This is a genomic window from Pseudoduganella albidiflava (genome assembly GCF_004322755.1).
Taxonomy (GTDB): Bacteria; Pseudomonadota; Gammaproteobacteria; order Burkholderiales; family Burkholderiaceae_D; genus Rugamonas; species Rugamonas albidiflava.
The window spans coordinates 5124577-5139500 of record NZ_CP036401.1 but is presented as its reverse complement, the minus strand read 5'-3'; the positions used below and the strand labels follow the sequence as shown (position 1 = coordinate 5139500).

Below are 14924 nucleotides of genomic sequence, written 5' to 3'. Positions count from 1 at the left end.
GCGAGAACACGATGGCCATCACCGCCCCTGCCGGATCCCTGACCGGCACCCACCTGGATGCGGCGCACCTGCCGCCAAACGCCCGTCTGTTGTCGAATGGCCGGCTGACCACGCTGATCACCGAATCCGGCAGCGGTTTCACGCGTGCCGGCGACATCGCGCTGACACGCTGGAACGGCGACCGCGTCACCGATGCCGAAGGCTGGTTCTTCTACCTGCGCGACGCCGAAACGCATGACCTCTGGTCGCTCGGCGCGCAGCCGTGCGCCGCCGCGCACGACCCGGACCTGCAGCGCGCCGCCGGGGCCGGCCTGGCGAGCATGTGGCTGGAAGTGTCGGCCCATGGCATCCTGGCCCACATGGAAGTGGTCGTCCACCCCGACAAGGACGTGGAACTGCGCAGCATCGTCGTCACCAACCTGTCGGGCCGTTCGCGGCTGATCGAGCTGACCGGCTACCTGGAGGTGGTGCTGGCGCGGCAGGCCGACGAGGCGGCCCATCCGGCGTTTTCCAAGCTGTTCGTGCAGACCGAACACGATGCCGCCACCGGCGCCCTGCTGGCGCACCGCCGCCCCCGCGGCGCCAACGAACCGGGGCTGTGGATGGTCAATGCCGCGCTGGGCGGCAGCGAGCCGCAGTTCGACACGGACCGCGCCAGCTTCCTGGGCCGTGGCCGCGGCCCCTGGCATCCGCAGGGCGTCGACGGCACGACCCTGGCAGGCACCGCCGGCAACGTGCTGGACCCGGCCATGGCCCTGCGCCGCACGCTGGCGCTGGGCATCGGTGAGCAGGCCAGGCTGGTCTTCATGCTCGGTACCGCGCCCACCCGGGCCGAGGCGCTGGCGCTGGCGGCCGCGCTGCCGGACATGAACGTGCCCGCCATCCTGGGCGATGCGCAACTGCGTGAGACGGTGCTGCTCGGGCAGGTCGGATTGCCGGGCACGCAGGCCGAGTATTACCACCAGCTGGCCGCCGCCGTGCTGTATGGACAATCTGCGGCGCGCGCCGGCGCGGCAGGTGGTGCGAGCGCGGAAGCGCCCGCCGACGCCGGACAGTACGGCCTGCCGCGGGGCGAGCTGGCCATCGTGCATACCGCCGGGCCGGACGACCTGATGCTGCAGGCGCTGCTGTCGGCGCGGCGTTTGTGGCAGGCGAAAGGCTTGAACCTGAACATGCTGGTGCTGGACGAGCACGGCAACGGCACCGCCATCGAGCAGGGCTTGCTGGTGCGCCGGACGGCCGATTTCGCCGCGGGCCACCTGGCGCAGTTCGAGCGCACCGCCCATCTCGTGGTGCGCGGCAAGCTGCCCGGGCTGTCGCGCCCCGATGGCCACGCCGCCATGCCGCCACGGCGACGGGTACCAACGCTGCCGGCCGATGCCGCACCGCCGCGCCCGCGCGAGGCGCTGCAATGCTTCAACGGCTATGGCGGCTTCAACGCGGCCGGCGACGAGTACGTGATCCGCATGGACTGGGACCGCCACGCGCACGGCCTGCGCCGCCCGCCACTGGCATGGAGCAACGCGATCTCGAACGAAACCTTCGGCTGCCTGGTCAGCGACGGCGGCGCCGGCTATACATGGAGCCGCAACAGCCGCGTGCACCGGCTCACGCCATGGCACAACGACCCGGTTGCCGATCCGCACGGCGAAGCGCTGTACGTGCGCGACGAGGACACCGGCGAATTCTGGTCGCCGCTGCCGGGCCCGGTGCCGGCCGCCGAAGCCTACGAGGCGGCGCACGGTTTCGGCTACAGCCGCTTCGATCACGCCAGCCATGGCTTGCGGCAGGAAACCACGATCTTCGTGCCGCGCCACGATCCGGTGAAGATCGTCCGGGTGGCGGTCAGCAACGAGGGCGACCGGCCGCGCCGCGTGGCGCTGTATTCGTTCCAGCACCTCGTGCTGGGCGGCACCCCGGCCGACAGCAGCCGCCACGTCGTCACCGGCCACGAGCCCGGTGCCGATGCCACGGTACAGGCCATCGTGGCCACCAACGCGCATGCCGGCGTGTTCGCCGATGGCGTCACGGTCGCGGCGGTACTGGCGCCCGGTGCGCAGGTCACGCATTTCACCGCGGATCGCGCCGCGTTCCTGGGCCGGCACGGCGCCGCCAACCGGCCCGCCGGGCTGGCCGTGCCGGCGCTCGACCACGCCACCGGCGCCGGGCTCGATCCGTGCGCCGCGTTCCAGGCCGTGTACGACCTGGCGCCCGGCCAGACTGTCAGCTGCGTGTTCCTGCTGGGCGAGACGCTGTCGCGCGAGACGGCGCTGGAGCTGGTGCGGCGTTATCAGGCGGAAGGCGCCGTGCCGGCCGCCCTGGAAGAGGTGACCGGCTTCTGGCGCGATACGGTGGGCGCGGTGCGCGTCGAGACGCCCGTGAAGGAACTGGACCTGGTGATGAACGGCTGGCTCATGTACCAGAACCTGTCGTGCCGGATCTGGGGCCGCTCGGCGTTCTACCAGTCCGGCGGCGCGTTCGGCTTCCGCGACCAGCTGCAGGATTCCTCCGCGCTGGTCTATGCGCGGCCGGACCTGGCGCGCAGCCAGATCCTGCTGCATGCGGCCCACCAGTTCGAGGAAGGCGACGTGCTGCACTGGTGGCACCCGGCGCCGATGGAGCAGGGCTTGCGCACGCGCTTCTCCGACGACCTGTGCTGGCTGCCGTACATCACGGCGTTCTATGTGAAGACCACCGGCGACCTGGCGGTGCTGGACGAGGTGGCGCCGTTCCTCACCGCGCGCCAGCTGGAGGAAGGCGAGGACGAGGAGTACCTGACACCGGCGCCGGCCGGCACGGCTGCCGACGTGTACGAGCACTGCTGCCGCGCGCTGGACCGTTCGCTGACGAAGGGCGCGCATGGCCTGCCGCTGATGGGCACCGGCGACTGGAACGACGGCATGAACCGCGTGGGCCGCGAGGGCCGCGGCGAAAGCGTGTGGATGGGCTTTTTCCTGATGCGCATCCTGCGCGACTTCATCCCGTTCTGCGAAAAGCGGCGCGACGGTTCGCGCGTGAAGATGTACACCGACTACCTGGACCACCTGGCCCGGGCCCTGAACGACGGCGGCTGGGATGGCGAATGGTACCGCCGCGCCTACTACGACAATGGCGCCGTGCTGGGATCGAAGGACAGCGACGAGTGCCGGATCGATGCGCTGGCGCAGGCCTGGGCGGTGATCTCCGAAGCGGCGCCGCCCGAGCGCGCGCGGCAGGCGCTCGATGCGATGGAGGCGCGGCTCGTCGCCGAGGAAGACCAGCTGATCCGGCTGCTCGCGCCGCCGTTCGTCGACACGCCGCACGATCCCGGCTACATCAAGGGCTATGTCGCCGGCGTGCGCGAGAACGGCGGCCAGTACACGCACGCGGCCTGCTGGGCGGTGCGGGCACTGGCCGAGGCGGGGCGCCGCGACCGCGCCGCGCGGCTGCTGCGCATGCTGTCGCCCGTCAGCCATGCGCTCGACCAGGCGGCCGCCGACCGCTACAAGGTGGAGCCCTACGTGGTGGCGGCCGACATCTACGGCGCCGCGCCCCATGTGGGCCGGGGCGGCTGGACGTGGTACACGGGATCGGCCGGCTGGCTGTTCCGCGTGGGCCTGGAATCCGTGCTGGGCTGCACGTTCGAGGATGGCGATACGCTGGTGGTGGCGCCGCGCATCCCGGACGACTGGCCGGAGTTCCACGTACACTACAGGCTGCCGGACGGCGATGCGTACCACGTCGCGGTGCGCAACCCGAACGGCAGCGCGGCCAAGGTGATCGGCGTGACGCTGGACGGCGTGCCACTGAACCTCGCCGATGGCGCCGCGCGCATCCCGCTGATGCGGGACGGTGGATCGCACGCCGTCGAGATCGTGCTGGGCAGCGCCTAGCGCCGGGATGCACTGATGAATGTGAAGCATGGAACCAATGACATGGAGCGAGTGACATGGCGGAGCTGAAGATTCGCGGCGTGCGCAAGCGGTTCGGGGAAACCACCATCCTGCACGGGATCGACCTGGATATCGCCGACGGTGAATTCATCGTCTTCGTCGGCCCGTCCGGCTGCGGCAAGTCGACGCTGCTGCGCACCATCTGCGGGCTCGAGGAACCGGACGACGGCACGATCGCGATCGGCGGGCGCGACATGACGAACGTGCCGCCGGCGCAGCGCGGCATCGCGATGGTGTTCCAGAGCTATGCGCTGTATCCGCACATGACCGTGTACGACAACATGGCGTTCGCGCTGAAGCTGGCCGGCACCCCGGCGGCCACCATCCGCGACAAGGTGCTGGCCGCCGCCGCCAGCCTGCGCATCGAGGCGCTGCTGGAGCGCAAGCCGAAGGAATTGTCCGGCGGGCAGCGCCAGCGCGTGGCGATCGGCCGCGCGATCGTGCGCCATCCGGAAGTATTCCTGTTCGACGAACCGCTGTCGAACCTGGACGCGGCGCTGCGCGTGCAGATGCGCATCGAGCTGAAGAACCTGCACCGCACGCTGAAAAGCACGATGGTCTACGTGACGCACGACCAGGTCGAGGCCATGACGCTGGCCGACCGGATCGTCGTGCTGCGCGGCGGGAAGGTCGAGCAGGTGGGCGCGCCGCTGGACTTGTACAACCGTCCCGACAACGTGTTCGTCGCCGGCTTCATGGGCTCCCCCGCGATGAATTTCCTGCGCGGCGCCGCCGATGGCAACGGCACCATCGCGCTGGCCGCCGGCGGCAGTGTCGCGTTGCCGGCCGCGGCCGGACTGGCGGCGGGCGCCCCCGTCACGCTGGGCTTGCGTTCCGAGCACGTAGCGCTGGACCAGGGCGGCCAGGGCATCGCCGCCGTGGTGCAGACAGTGGAACTGCTGGGCGATTTCAGCTATGTCTACCTGCAGACGGCCAGCACCGGGGAAGCCCTGGTCGCCCGCGCCGACAGCAACAGCACCTGGCAGCCCGGCCAGCACGCCACCGTCGGCGCCGCCCCGCAGTGCTGGCACCTGTTCGACAGCGACGGCATGGCGCGGCGCTGATTGCCACTGTCCAGCCCGGCGCCCCCGGCTGAACCGTGGGGCGGTGGCGAGCGGCGAGCCGGCAACCGGGCTAGAATGGCTGTTTTGGTGAAGAAAAGAAGCTAACGCATGGCATACAAAACTATTGCCGATACCATCGGCAACACGCCGCTGGTCCAGCTGGTGCGCCTGCCCGGCGCCGAAGCGGCGGCGCGCAACAATATCATCCTGGGCAAGCTGGAGGGCGACAATCCGGCCGGCTCCGTGAAAGACCGGGCGGCGATGTCGATGCTGCGCCGTGCCGAAGAACGCGGCGATATCAAGCCCGGCGATACGCTGATCGAAGCCACCAGCGGCAACACCGGCATCGCGCTGGCGATGGCGGCGGCGATTCGCGGCTACAAGATGCTGCTGCTGATGCCGGAAAACCTGTCCGAGGAGCGCCGCCAGAGCATGGCCGCGTACGGCGCGCAGATCGTGCTGACGCCGAAGACGGGCGGCATGGAATATGCCCGCGACCTGGCCGAGCAGATGCAGCGCGACGGCAAAGGCATCATCCTCGACCAGTTCGCCAATGGCGACAATCCGCGCGCCCACTATGAATCGACCGGGCCGGAAATCTGGCGCGACACCGAAGGGAAGATCACGCACTTTGTGTCGGCGATGGGCACCACCGGCACGATCATGGGCGTGTCGCAATACCTGAAGGAGCAGAACGACAGCGTGCGCATCATCGGCGCGCAGCCGGAAGACGGGTCGTCGATCCCCGGCATCCGCAAATGGCCGGAAGCCTACCTGCCGAAGATCTTCGACAAGGCCCGGGTCGACCAGATCGAATCCGTGTCGCAGGCGGCGGCCGAGCGCATGGCGCGCCGGCTCGCCGCGGAAGAGGGCATCTTCTGCGGCATTTCCGCGGCCGGCGCGTGCGAAATCGCGCTGCGCGTCTCGCAAACGGTCGAGAACGCGACGATCGTGTTCATCGTCTGCGACCGCGGCGACCGCTACCTGTCGACCGGGGTGTTCCCCGCCTAAGAAAAAAGCCGGGGTGACCCGGCTTTTTTTACATCAGCTGTTGCTGTTGTTATTGTTGTTCGCCGCAGGCGTTTCGCCTTCCTTCGGCTTGAACTGCTTGTCGCTGATGCGGAACTTGTTGCGGCGGTCGCCCATCAGGTAGCGCAGGTCGCGGATCGACAGGTCGCTCACCTCGTGCATGCGGATCAGCAGGGAAGCGCCGACCGGCAGGCGGTGGTGACGGATCTTGCTGATGACCGGCGGTGCAACCTCGAGTGCGCGGGACAGCGCGGCGTCGTTTTTCAAGCGCAGGTTTTCGATCAGCGTATCCAGCAGACGGTTCGGGTTGTACTGCAGCAGATCATCGCCGTCCGAATCGTTGTTCATATCAATGCCGACTTGGTTTGTCATGATGCGTCTGTTCCTTCTGTAAAGTTTGTCCTGCAAAGTGAATCACTCGGAGCTCATGCTGGGCGTTGAAGTTTCTCTTCACCGAGGAACGATCGACACACGATTCCGGGATAACAAGTTTCATAATATATACACAATTGTACAACATCATGCAATCTAATACTCAAGAGCAATAAAAAAATATTACTCAATGATGACGCCGTTGTCGTATCGCAACAATTGGAGAGAATTCTACCGTAGTTTGTGTGCTAGATAGAAGCCACGAGCAGGCGCGGCTTTGTCAATCGTACAATTTTAAGTGTAATATAAAACTTATCATCAATGCTGCCAAGTAAGCAACTGTGTTCGCACGACCGCGGGATGTTACATTCCGGCGCCATGGCACTCAAGTTTCCTTGCGTATCTTTACAGTCCGATGATCCGCATCGGCTGCTTTTGTCCACTCTTTGGCTGCTTTCGTTTTTCTTATTGCCGCGACAGGCGGATGGCGCGGCCCAGTTCCACGACGGACATCGCATAGAAATAGCTGCGGTTGTACTGCGTGATCGTGTAGAAGTTGTTGCTGGCTACCCAGTATTCGGTCGGCTCCGAGCCGTTCTGCAAATCCACCAGACCATAGAGCATTCCTGGCGGTAATGTCGATGTGGTGACGACGCCGGCCGCGATCAAGTCCTCGGGCGCGAATTTCGCCGCCAGGCCGCCATCGGCATAGCGTTCCCACTCCTTCGCCGGCGATACCGTGGCGGGGTAGACGATCGGGCCCGGCTGGTCGCGCTGCCAGCCATGGCCGACCAGGAACGATGCCACGCTGCCGATCGCGTCCGCCGGCGAATTGCGCAGGTCGATGTGGCCGTCGCCATCGAAATCGACCGCGTATTTCAGGATATTGCTGGGCATGAACTGCGGCAGGCCGACGGCGCCGGCGAACGAGCCCTGCAGCGTCAACGGATCGATGCCCGTCTGGCGCGCATACAGCAGCGTGGCTTCCAGCTCGCTGCGGAAGAAGGCCATGCGCGCATCGCGGTTCGGCGCCAGCGGATAGGCGAAGGCCAGCGTCGTCAGCGTGTCGACGACGCGGAAGCGCCCCGTGTCGCGGCCATAGATGGTTTCCACGCCGATCACGCCGGCCAGGATCTCGGCGGGCACCCCGTACAGCGCTTCGGCGCGTGCCAGCGTGTCGGCATGCTCGTTCCAGAAGCGCACCCCGGCGCCGATGCGGATCGGTTCGACGAAGCGGCTGCTGTACACGGTCCAGTTCTTCGGCTTGCCCGGCGGTGCCGGCTTGACCAGCTGCACCACCGAATCGAGGTAGCGCACATTGCCCATCAGGGCATCCAGTTCGGCGCGGGTGAAGCCGTGCCTGGCCACCATGTCGTCCAGGAAGGCCTGCACTTCCTTCCACTGGCCGAAGTCGACGTACTCGCCCGTGTAGTAATCGCTGGCCGGCGCCACGGCGACCTTCTTCTTGCCTTTCTTGGCGGCCTTGGCTTTCCTTGCCTTGGCGGACTTGGTGGCGGACTTGGTGGATCTGGCGGATTCGCCGGGAGCTGCCAGCAATTCGGCCGGCAGCAGGGAGGTGGCGGCAACGGTTGCCGCGAGCAGCAGGGTGACCAGGGTCTTGGGTTTCATCTTGACAGGCTCAGCAGTTTGGCCAGCCGGCGGGCCGACCGGTGTCGTTCATCGTCGTCGAGCGCGCGGTAGCGCAGCGCGGCATACAGTTCCAGGAATTCGGCCATCGCGGCCTTTTTTTCTTCCGGCAGCGCCAGCGCCGCCACGCGGCGGGCCAGGCTGTGCGGGCCTTCGTCGGGCGTGCGCACGATGCCGCGGCGCGCCAGCAGCACGCCGAAGCGTTCCCACGCAGTCTGCACGGGATCGCGCCGCCGCCGCGCACGCAGCCGGCGCCACAGCCAGCCCAGCGCCAGCAACGCCGGCAGCGCGGCCAGCACGCGCCAGTCGCCCGCCAGGCCGGATAGTTCTGCAAGGAAATTCCGCTGCCGTTCCGGATTGTAATCCAGCACCCATTGATTCCAGGCGTTATTTGCCGCATTGACATGGAATCGGAGGCGCGCAAGCCACGAATCCTTGTTGTTCTGGAAAGCGGAGAGGCCGAATGGCGCTTCGCGCGGCAGTGCGCCGCCGATGCCGAGCCGTACCCGCTCGGGCGCCACGGCGGCCGTGGGATCGATCCGCAGCCAGCCGTGGCCCGCCAGCCAGACTTCGGCCCAGGCATGGGCGTCGGACTGGCGCACCGTCATGTAGCCGTCCACTGGATTCAGTTCGCCGCCCTGGTAGCCCGTCACGACCCGCGCCGGAATGCCGGCGGCCCGCATCAGGAACACGAAGGCGCCCGCATAGTGTTCGCAAAAGCCCTGCCGGGAGACCCACAGGAACTCGTCGATCGAGTCGCGGCCCAGCAGCGGCGGCTGCAGCGTGTACGTGAAGCGCTGGGTGCGGAAGTGCCCCAGCACCCGTGCCATGATGCGCATGTCGGTGGTGCCCGGCTCGGCGCGCAGCTGGCGCCCCAGTTCACGCGTGCGCGGGTTGAAGCCGGCCGGCAGTTGCAGCCACTTGCCCGTCAGCGCCGGGTCCAGCCCGGCCTGTACCGCATAGTCGGCGAAGGCGGCCGCCCGGTAGCGCACGCGCTGGTGGATCGGCCGCACCGTGAAACTTTCCAGTTCGTCGGAAACGCCTACACGCTCGCCCCGCACGTCGAGCGCCGGCGGGGTCAGCTCCAGCGTGAACAGCCAGCGCCGCTGGCTCGGTTCCAGCGTCACCTCGTAGGGCAGCGGCTTGCCGTCCACCCGCAGCGTCATCGCATCGCCGGCGCGGCGGTACAGGCGCCCGCCGATGCGCGACCAGGTGCGGCCGTCGTAGTGGCTGAGCACCACGCCGCGCCAGTACAGGCGGTCCTGCGCCGGCGGCGCGCCATCGAAACGCACCCGCATCGCCACCTCTTCCGACAGCGCCAGGTTGGTCATCGTGCCGGGCGCCATGGTGTCCGACAGGCCGCTGCGCGGGCCCTGGGCATCGCCCGGCATGCCCCACAGCGGCCCGTCGAAGCGGGGGAACAGCACGAACAGCGCGGCCGCCAGCGGCGTGGCCAGCACGAACATCTTGCCGGCCAGCCGCAGCCGCCGGCCCAGCGACGGCACGGTGCCGGTGTACTGGAACGTGATCTGGACGGTCAGCAGCACGACCAGCGTGGCGGCCATCGCCAGCCCCGTCAGCATGCTTTGCGAATAAAAGAAATTCGTCAGCATCAGGAAGAAGCCGAGGAACAGCACCACGTACAGGTCGCGCTTGGCATGCATTTCCAGCAGCTTGAAGGCGAGCAGCAGCGCCAGCATCGCCACGCCGGGATCGCGGCCCAGCAGCGTGCCGTACGACTGGAACACGCCGCCCATCGCGATCAGCGCGATCGGCAGCAGCAGCCAGATGGGCGGCAGGCGCCGGCCCCGCAGCGTGAGCAGCACGCGCCACAGCAGGGTGACGCAGACGGTCCCGGTGATCCACCAGGGCAGGTGGCCGAAGTGCGGCGCGACGACCAGCAGCGCGGCGGCCACCAGCAGCAGGGTATCCTGCTTGTCGCGCGTGAGGGGACCGAGGGCTTTCAAGGAACCTCCTCCCGCCCGTACAGCGCCAGCGCCTGCAGGCACGCGGCGCGGTGCGCATCGCCCAGGCCGGCCGCGTAGGTGTGGCCGCCGAGCCGGAACGAGTACGGCAGCGCGCGCTGTTCCGCGTCCAGCACCCAGCGCGTCATGCGCGCCAGGCGCACTTCCACGTCCAGGTGCTGTGGCAGCAGGGCGAAATCGAGCGCCAGTTCGGCCACCGCGCCGCCCTCGAAATGCTTGGTGACGAGCTGGCCGCCATCTTCCGGCGCCAGGCGGGCGATCTGGCGCCACGCCAGGTGCCGCAGCGGGTCGCCCGGCTGGTAGCTGCGGATGCCGGCGAAATTGTCCAGGCCCACTTCGCCATGGCCCTCCTCGCTGGCGGCGCCGCGCATCGGCAGCGGCTGCGCCGGCGTTTCGGGATGCGGGTAGACCAGCACGCGCAGGTCGGGCTGCCACCAGCTCCAGGCGCGGAACAGGCCGAGCGGGAAACGCGTTTCAAGATGGATGCGCGGCGCGCGCAGCCAGCCCCGTTCGCGGGCGGGCAGGGCCAGCGCCACGGCGGCGCTGCCGCGCGCCGGCACGTCGGCCGCATGCTCGGCGGCGGCATCGGTACCGAAGCCCACGCGGATCGCGTAGCGGTCGGCATTGCCGGCATTGTGCAGGTGGATCTCGAACTGCGCCGCATCGCCGGCGAACACCGGCGCGGCCCGGCCGCCGGCCAGCCGCAACCCCGCCAGGTTCTTCACGGTGAGCAGCATGTCGGCCATGGCGCACGAGGCGGCCAGGAAGGTCAGCGCGAAGCCCAGGCCCAGCGTGTAGTTGGTGGCGCCGACCAGCATCAGCAACAGCAGGACAGTGAACGCCAGGCCGGCGCGGGCCGGCAGGATGTAGACCCGGCGCAGCGTCAGCACCACTTCGCCGTCGCGCGCCTTGCGGCGTTCGAACCGGAACACGCGGCGCCAGAACGCTTCCAGCATCGCTAGACCGGCACCGATTTCTGCAGTTGCAGCACCAGCTCGCGGCTGGCCAGCGCCACGCCCTGGCTCGACTTCACCGGCCGCAGCCGGTGCGCGCACACGGGCACCAGCACGGCCTGCACATCCTCGGGCACCACGTGGTCGCGGCCCTCCAGCGCGGCCCAGGCGCGCGCGGCCTGCACCAGCGCCAGCGCGGCGCGCGGGCTCAGGCCTTCGGCGAACGAACCGTTGCCGCGCGAGGCCAGCACCAGCGCATGCACGTAGTCGACCAGCGCGGCCGACGTGTGGATCGCGCGCAGGCCCCGCTGCGCCGCCGCCAGTTCGGCCGGGGTCATGGCCGGCGCGAGCGACTTGAGCATGCTGCGCCGGTCTTCGCCCATCAGCAGCGCGCGCTCGGCGGCCGGGTCCGGGTAGCCCAGCGAGATGCACATCAGGAAGCGGTCCAGCTGCGATTCGGGCAGCGGGAACGTGCCGATCTGGTGGGTGGGATTCTGCGTGGCGATCACGAAGAATGGCTCGGGCAGGGCGCGCGTGACACCATCGGCCGTGACTTGCCGTTCCTCCATCGCTTCGAGCAGGCCGGACTGGGTTTTCGGCGTGGCGCGGTTGATTTCGTCCGCCAGCAGGACCTGGGTGAAGATGGGGCCGGGATGAAAGGCAAAGCCATTCTTTTCGCGCTCGTAGACGGAAATGCCGGCCACGTCGGCGGGCAGCAGGTCGCTGGTGAATTGCACGCGGTTGAATTGCAGGCCGAGCGACAGCGCCAGCGCATGCGACAGCGTGGTCTTGCCGACACCGGGCACGTCTTCCAGCAGCAGGTGGCCGTTGGCCAGCAGGCAGGCCAGCGATTGCCGGATCTGCACGTCCTTGCCCACGATGAGGCTGCCCACCTGCCGCGCGACGGCGTGCAATTTCGTATACATGGTCTGTTATAGTTGGCCCTGATGCGGGTCATTCTACCCTGCATGGAAAACGATGTGATACAGACGATGCATCAAAGAAATATCGAGCGATGCATCCATAGACGATATGCCAAGAATGATGCGGTAAAGAAACTGTGACCACAGCCATCTACAGCCATCCCGATTGCCTGCGGCATGAAATGGGCGAATGGCATCCCGAGTGCCCCGCGCGGCTGCAGGCCATCGCGGACCAGCTGATCAACGCCCATATCGACGGCCTGCTCGACCACCGCGAAGCGCCGCTGGCAGACCTGGCCGCGATCGCGCGCAACCACACGCCGAATGCGATCGCCATCGCGCAGAGCCAGCCGCACGAAGGCGACGATTACTACCCGATCGATGGCGATACTTCGCTGAACCGCCACAGTTACACGGCCGCGCTGCGCGCCGCCGGCGCGGCGGTGGCGGCCACCGACGCCGTCATCGACGGCGCCATCGACAATGCGTTCTGCGCGGTGCGCCCGCCCGGCCACCATGCGCGGCCGTCGGTGCCGATGGGTTTTTGCCTGTTCAACAACGTGGCCGTGGCCGCGCGCCATGCGCTCGATGCGCGCGGCCTGCGGCGCGTGGCGATCATCGATTTCGATGTCCACCACGGCAACGGCACCGAGGAAGCGTTCCGCGACGACCCGCGCGTGCTGATGGCCAGCTTCTTCCAGCACCCGCTGTACCCCTACACCGAGCCGCTGCCGATCACGCCGAACCGGATCAACGTGCCGGTGCCGGCCGGCACCCGGGGCGACGTGGTGCGCCAGCTGGTGCAGGAGCAGTGGCTGCCGGCGCTGCACGCGTTCAAGCCGGAGATGATCTTCATCTCGGCCGGCTTCGACGCGCACCGCGAAGACGACCTGGCCGGCATGGGGCTGGTCGAGGCCGATTACGCGTGGATGACGGAACAGATCATGGATATCGCCCGGCGCCATGCGCGGGGCCGCATCGTCAGCTGCCTGGAAGGCGGCTACAACCTGTCGGCGCTGGGGCGCAGCGTGGTCGCCCACGTGAAGGCGCTGGCCGAGATCTGAACGGCGTCGGGCGGAAGCCGGCGCGCAGCCATGCGGCTCAGCGCGCGTACTCGAAGCGCACCAGCGTGTCGTCGCTCCACGAACGGTCGGCCAGCGGCGGATTGAACACGCGGCGGTAGTGGCGGCTGACGGGGATGGCTTCGCGGCGCGCGCCATCCTGCAGCCACGCCGCGCGCAGCGGCGCCGGCGCATCGAAGCCCATGTGCATCGTCATCGACCGGCATGGGCCGCCGCCGGCCGCCAGCGCGCCCCGTGCCGCCGGCGCCAGGTCGGCCTGGTCGATCGCCCATTGCACCGCGCATTGCACACGCAGGTCGCCCAGCCGCCGCGCATCGGCCGGCACGCCCGGGCTGCGCACGTCCGGCCGCCAGCGGAACGAATGCTTCTTCTTGTTGAGTACCAGTGCGGCGTTGTCGGCCAGCGCCGCCGGGCTGCGCGGCAGCGTGAAGCCGCCATCCGGATCGAGCCGCACCGGCAGCGTGACGGTGTCGCCGACGATCTTCAGTTCCAGCCCTTCCAGGCTGTCTTCGCGCGTCGCCGGCCGCAGCAGGAAGCGCAGCGTTCCCTGCGGCGCCTGGGCGCGGCTGGCGTCGAACGCATCGAGTCCCCTGGCCATCGTGGCATAGGCTTTCAGTTCCGGATCGCGCGCGGTGCTCACTTCGACGACCGGCTGGGCCGATGCCGAAAGCACCACGAAGGCGAGGGAGAGGAGGGGGAATTTCATGGAAGAGACAACGGTCGGGCAAAACGCCGATGGTAACAGCACCGGCAGTGCCGGTAAAATAGCGGATTGTTCGACATATTCAGAAGGTAACAGCATGGCCATCCAATGGTTCCCCGGGCACATGAACGCCGCCAAGAAAAAGGCGGCCGAACAGATGGCGGACGTCGACGTCGTCATCGAAGTCGTCGATGCCCGCCTGCCGCAGGCCAGCACCAATCCGCTGGTCGAGGAACTGCGCAAGTTCCGCTCCAAGCCGTGCCTGAAGGTGCTGAACAAGATCGACCTGGCCGATCCGGACGCCACCAGCGCCTGGATCCGCCACTTCGAGCAGGACCAGACGGTGACCGCGTATGCGATGACGACCAAGAAGCCGTCCGACGTGGCGAAGGTGATCGACAAGGCGCGCGCGCTGGCGCCGCACCGCGGCGTGCCGACCAAGCCGCTGCGGATGATGATCATGGGGATCCCGAACGTGGGCAAGTCCACGCTGATGAACGCGCTGCTCAAGCGCCGCGTGGCGAAGGTGGGCGACGAGCCGGCCGTGACGAAGACCCAGCAGAAGATCTACCTGGACATGAACACGGCGATCATTGACACGCCCGGCCTGCTGTGGCCGAAGATCGAGATGCCCAGCGACGGCCTGGCGCTGGCCGCCAGCCACGCGATCGGCGCCAACGCGCTGATCGAGGAAGAAGTGGCCGAATGGCTGGCCGGCGAGCTGCTGGTGCGCTACCCGCAGCTGCTCGCCGCCCGCTACGGCTTCAAGACGGAAGGGATGGACGCCATCGCCATCGTCGAAGGCATCGCGCAGAAACGCGGCTTCCGCATCCGCGGCGGCGACTGGGACTATGAAAAGGCGTCGCACATGCTGCTGCAGGATTACCGCAGCGGCGCGCTCGGGCGCATTTCGCTGGAAACGCCGGAAACCCGCGCCGCCGCGCTGGCCGTGTTTGCCGAGCAGGAGCGCATCAAGGCCGAAGCCGCCGCGGCGAAGGCCGCCGCGAAGGAAGCCGAGCGGATGCGGGGCAAGCGGGGTACATAAGCAGGTACATAGCGGCGGGGTTCGGGAAAACCGGTGGCTTGACACTGATGCCGTTCAGGCAAGCCAGACCCGGAGGCAGATTCCGGGGTCAGACCCCCATCGCCGCTGTCGACAGGGCTTGCTACCAGCGGTAACGGGGGTCTGACCCCAGCCCTTCTGATGCCGTTCAGGCAAGCCAGACCCGGAGGC

General features: G+C 68.0%; 11 protein-coding genes. 5 read left to right on the top strand and 6 right to left on the bottom strand.

Going from position 1 to position 14924, the window contains the following annotated elements:
• Positions 1–11 precede the first annotated feature (11 nt).
• The 3 genes from EYF70_RS21255 to cysM all read left to right on the top strand — a co-directional run bounded on the left by EYF70_RS21255 (position 12) and on the right by cysM (position 6007).
• Positions 12–3872 (top strand): GH36-type glycosyl hydrolase domain-containing protein, encoded by a 3861-nt coding sequence (locus EYF70_RS21255; RefSeq protein WP_131147187.1) that lies wholly within the window; start codon positions 12–14, stop codon positions 3870–3872.
• A gap of 56 nt (positions 3873–3928) precedes the next feature.
• Positions 3929–4996, top strand: coding sequence for an ABC transporter ATP-binding protein (locus EYF70_RS21250; RefSeq protein WP_131147186.1), 1068 nt, complete (start codon positions 3929–3931; stop codon positions 4994–4996).
• A 108-nt stretch (positions 4997–5104) separates the two neighbouring features.
• Positions 5105–6007 (top strand): cysteine synthase CysM, encoded by a 903-nt coding sequence (cysM, locus tag EYF70_RS21245; protein WP_131147185.1) that lies wholly within the window; start codon positions 5105–5107, stop codon positions 6005–6007.
• Between the two features lie 33 nt (positions 6008–6040).
• On the opposite strand, the gene EYF70_RS21240 is transcribed toward cysM, so the two are convergent.
• The 5 genes from EYF70_RS21240 to EYF70_RS21220 all read right to left on the bottom strand — a co-directional run bounded on the left by EYF70_RS21240 (position 6041) and on the right by EYF70_RS21220 (position 11908).
• Entirely contained in the window at positions 6041–6397 is a 357-nt protein-coding gene (locus EYF70_RS21240) for a hypothetical protein (RefSeq protein ID WP_131147184.1), read from the bottom strand.
• 465 nt (positions 6398–6862) lie between these two features.
• Positions 6863–8026: a lytic murein transglycosylase B gene (gene mltB / locus EYF70_RS21235; RefSeq protein ID WP_131147183.1), complete on the bottom strand. Its 1164-nt coding sequence runs from the start codon at positions 8024–8026 to the stop codon at positions 6863–6865.
• Complete coding sequence (locus tag EYF70_RS21230) at positions 8023–10011, bottom strand: transglutaminase TgpA family protein (RefSeq protein ID WP_131147182.1); 1989 nt, start codon at positions 10009–10011, stop codon at positions 8023–8025. Before EYF70_RS21230 ends, mltB begins: the two co-directional genes overlap by 4 nt.
• A complete protein-coding gene (locus EYF70_RS21225; RefSeq protein ID WP_131147181.1) occupies positions 10008–10985 on the bottom strand; it encodes a DUF58 domain-containing protein in 978 nt (325 codons plus the stop codon). Before EYF70_RS21225 ends, EYF70_RS21230 begins: the two co-directional genes overlap by 4 nt.
• A gap of 2 nt (positions 10986–10987) precedes the next feature.
• Positions 10988–11908 (bottom strand): AAA family ATPase, encoded by a 921-nt coding sequence (locus EYF70_RS21220; RefSeq protein WP_131147180.1) that lies wholly within the window; start codon positions 11906–11908, stop codon positions 10988–10990.
• A gap of 134 nt (positions 11909–12042) precedes the next feature.
• Here EYF70_RS21220 and EYF70_RS21215 point away from each other — a divergent pair, with 134 nt between their 5' ends.
• Complete coding sequence (locus EYF70_RS21215; RefSeq protein ID WP_131147179.1) at positions 12043–12969, top strand: histone deacetylase family protein; 927 nt, start codon at positions 12043–12045, stop codon at positions 12967–12969.
• A gap of 37 nt (positions 12970–13006) precedes the next feature.
• On the opposite strand, the gene EYF70_RS21210 is transcribed toward EYF70_RS21215, so the two are convergent.
• Entirely contained in the window at positions 13007–13693 is a 687-nt protein-coding gene (locus tag EYF70_RS21210; RefSeq protein ID WP_131147178.1) for a hypothetical protein, read from the bottom strand.
• A gap of 121 nt (positions 13694–13814) precedes the next feature.
• On the opposite strand from EYF70_RS21210, the gene ylqF reads away from it, so the two are divergent.
• Entirely contained in the window at positions 13815–14735 is a 921-nt protein-coding gene (ylqF, locus tag EYF70_RS21205) for a ribosome biogenesis GTPase YlqF (RefSeq protein WP_229420942.1), read from the top strand.
• Positions 14736–14924: the final 189 nt, after the last annotated feature.

Coding starts and splice junctions, on each gene's coding strand:
- EYF70_RS21225 (WP_131147181.1), bottom strand. CDS start 10,985: ATGCTGGAAGCGTTCTGGCGCCGCGTGTTCCGGTTCGAACGCCGCAAG.
- EYF70_RS21240 (WP_131147184.1), bottom strand. CDS start 6,397: ATGACAAACCAAGTCGGCATTGATATGAACAACGATTCGGACGGCGAT.
- mltB (WP_131147183.1), bottom strand. CDS start 8,026: ATGAAACCCAAGACCCTGGTCACCCTGCTGCTCGCGGCAACCGTTGCC.
- EYF70_RS21250 (WP_131147186.1), top strand. CDS start 3,929: ATGGCGGAGCTGAAGATTCGCGGCGTGCGCAAGCGGTTCGGGGAAACC.
- cysM (WP_131147185.1), top strand. CDS start 5,105: ATGGCATACAAAACTATTGCCGATACCATCGGCAACACGCCGCTGGTC.
- ylqF (WP_229420942.1), top strand. CDS start 13,815: ATGAACGCCGCCAAGAAAAAGGCGGCCGAACAGATGGCGGACGTCGAC.
- EYF70_RS21220 (WP_131147180.1), bottom strand. CDS start 11,908: ATGTATACGAAATTGCACGCCGTCGCGCGGCAGGTGGGCAGCCTCATC.
- EYF70_RS21255 (WP_131147187.1), top strand. CDS start 12: ATGGCCATCACCGCCCCTGCCGGATCCCTGACCGGCACCCACCTGGAT.
- EYF70_RS21210 (WP_131147178.1), bottom strand. CDS start 13,693: ATGAAATTCCCCCTCCTCTCCCTCGCCTTCGTGGTGCTTTCGGCATCG.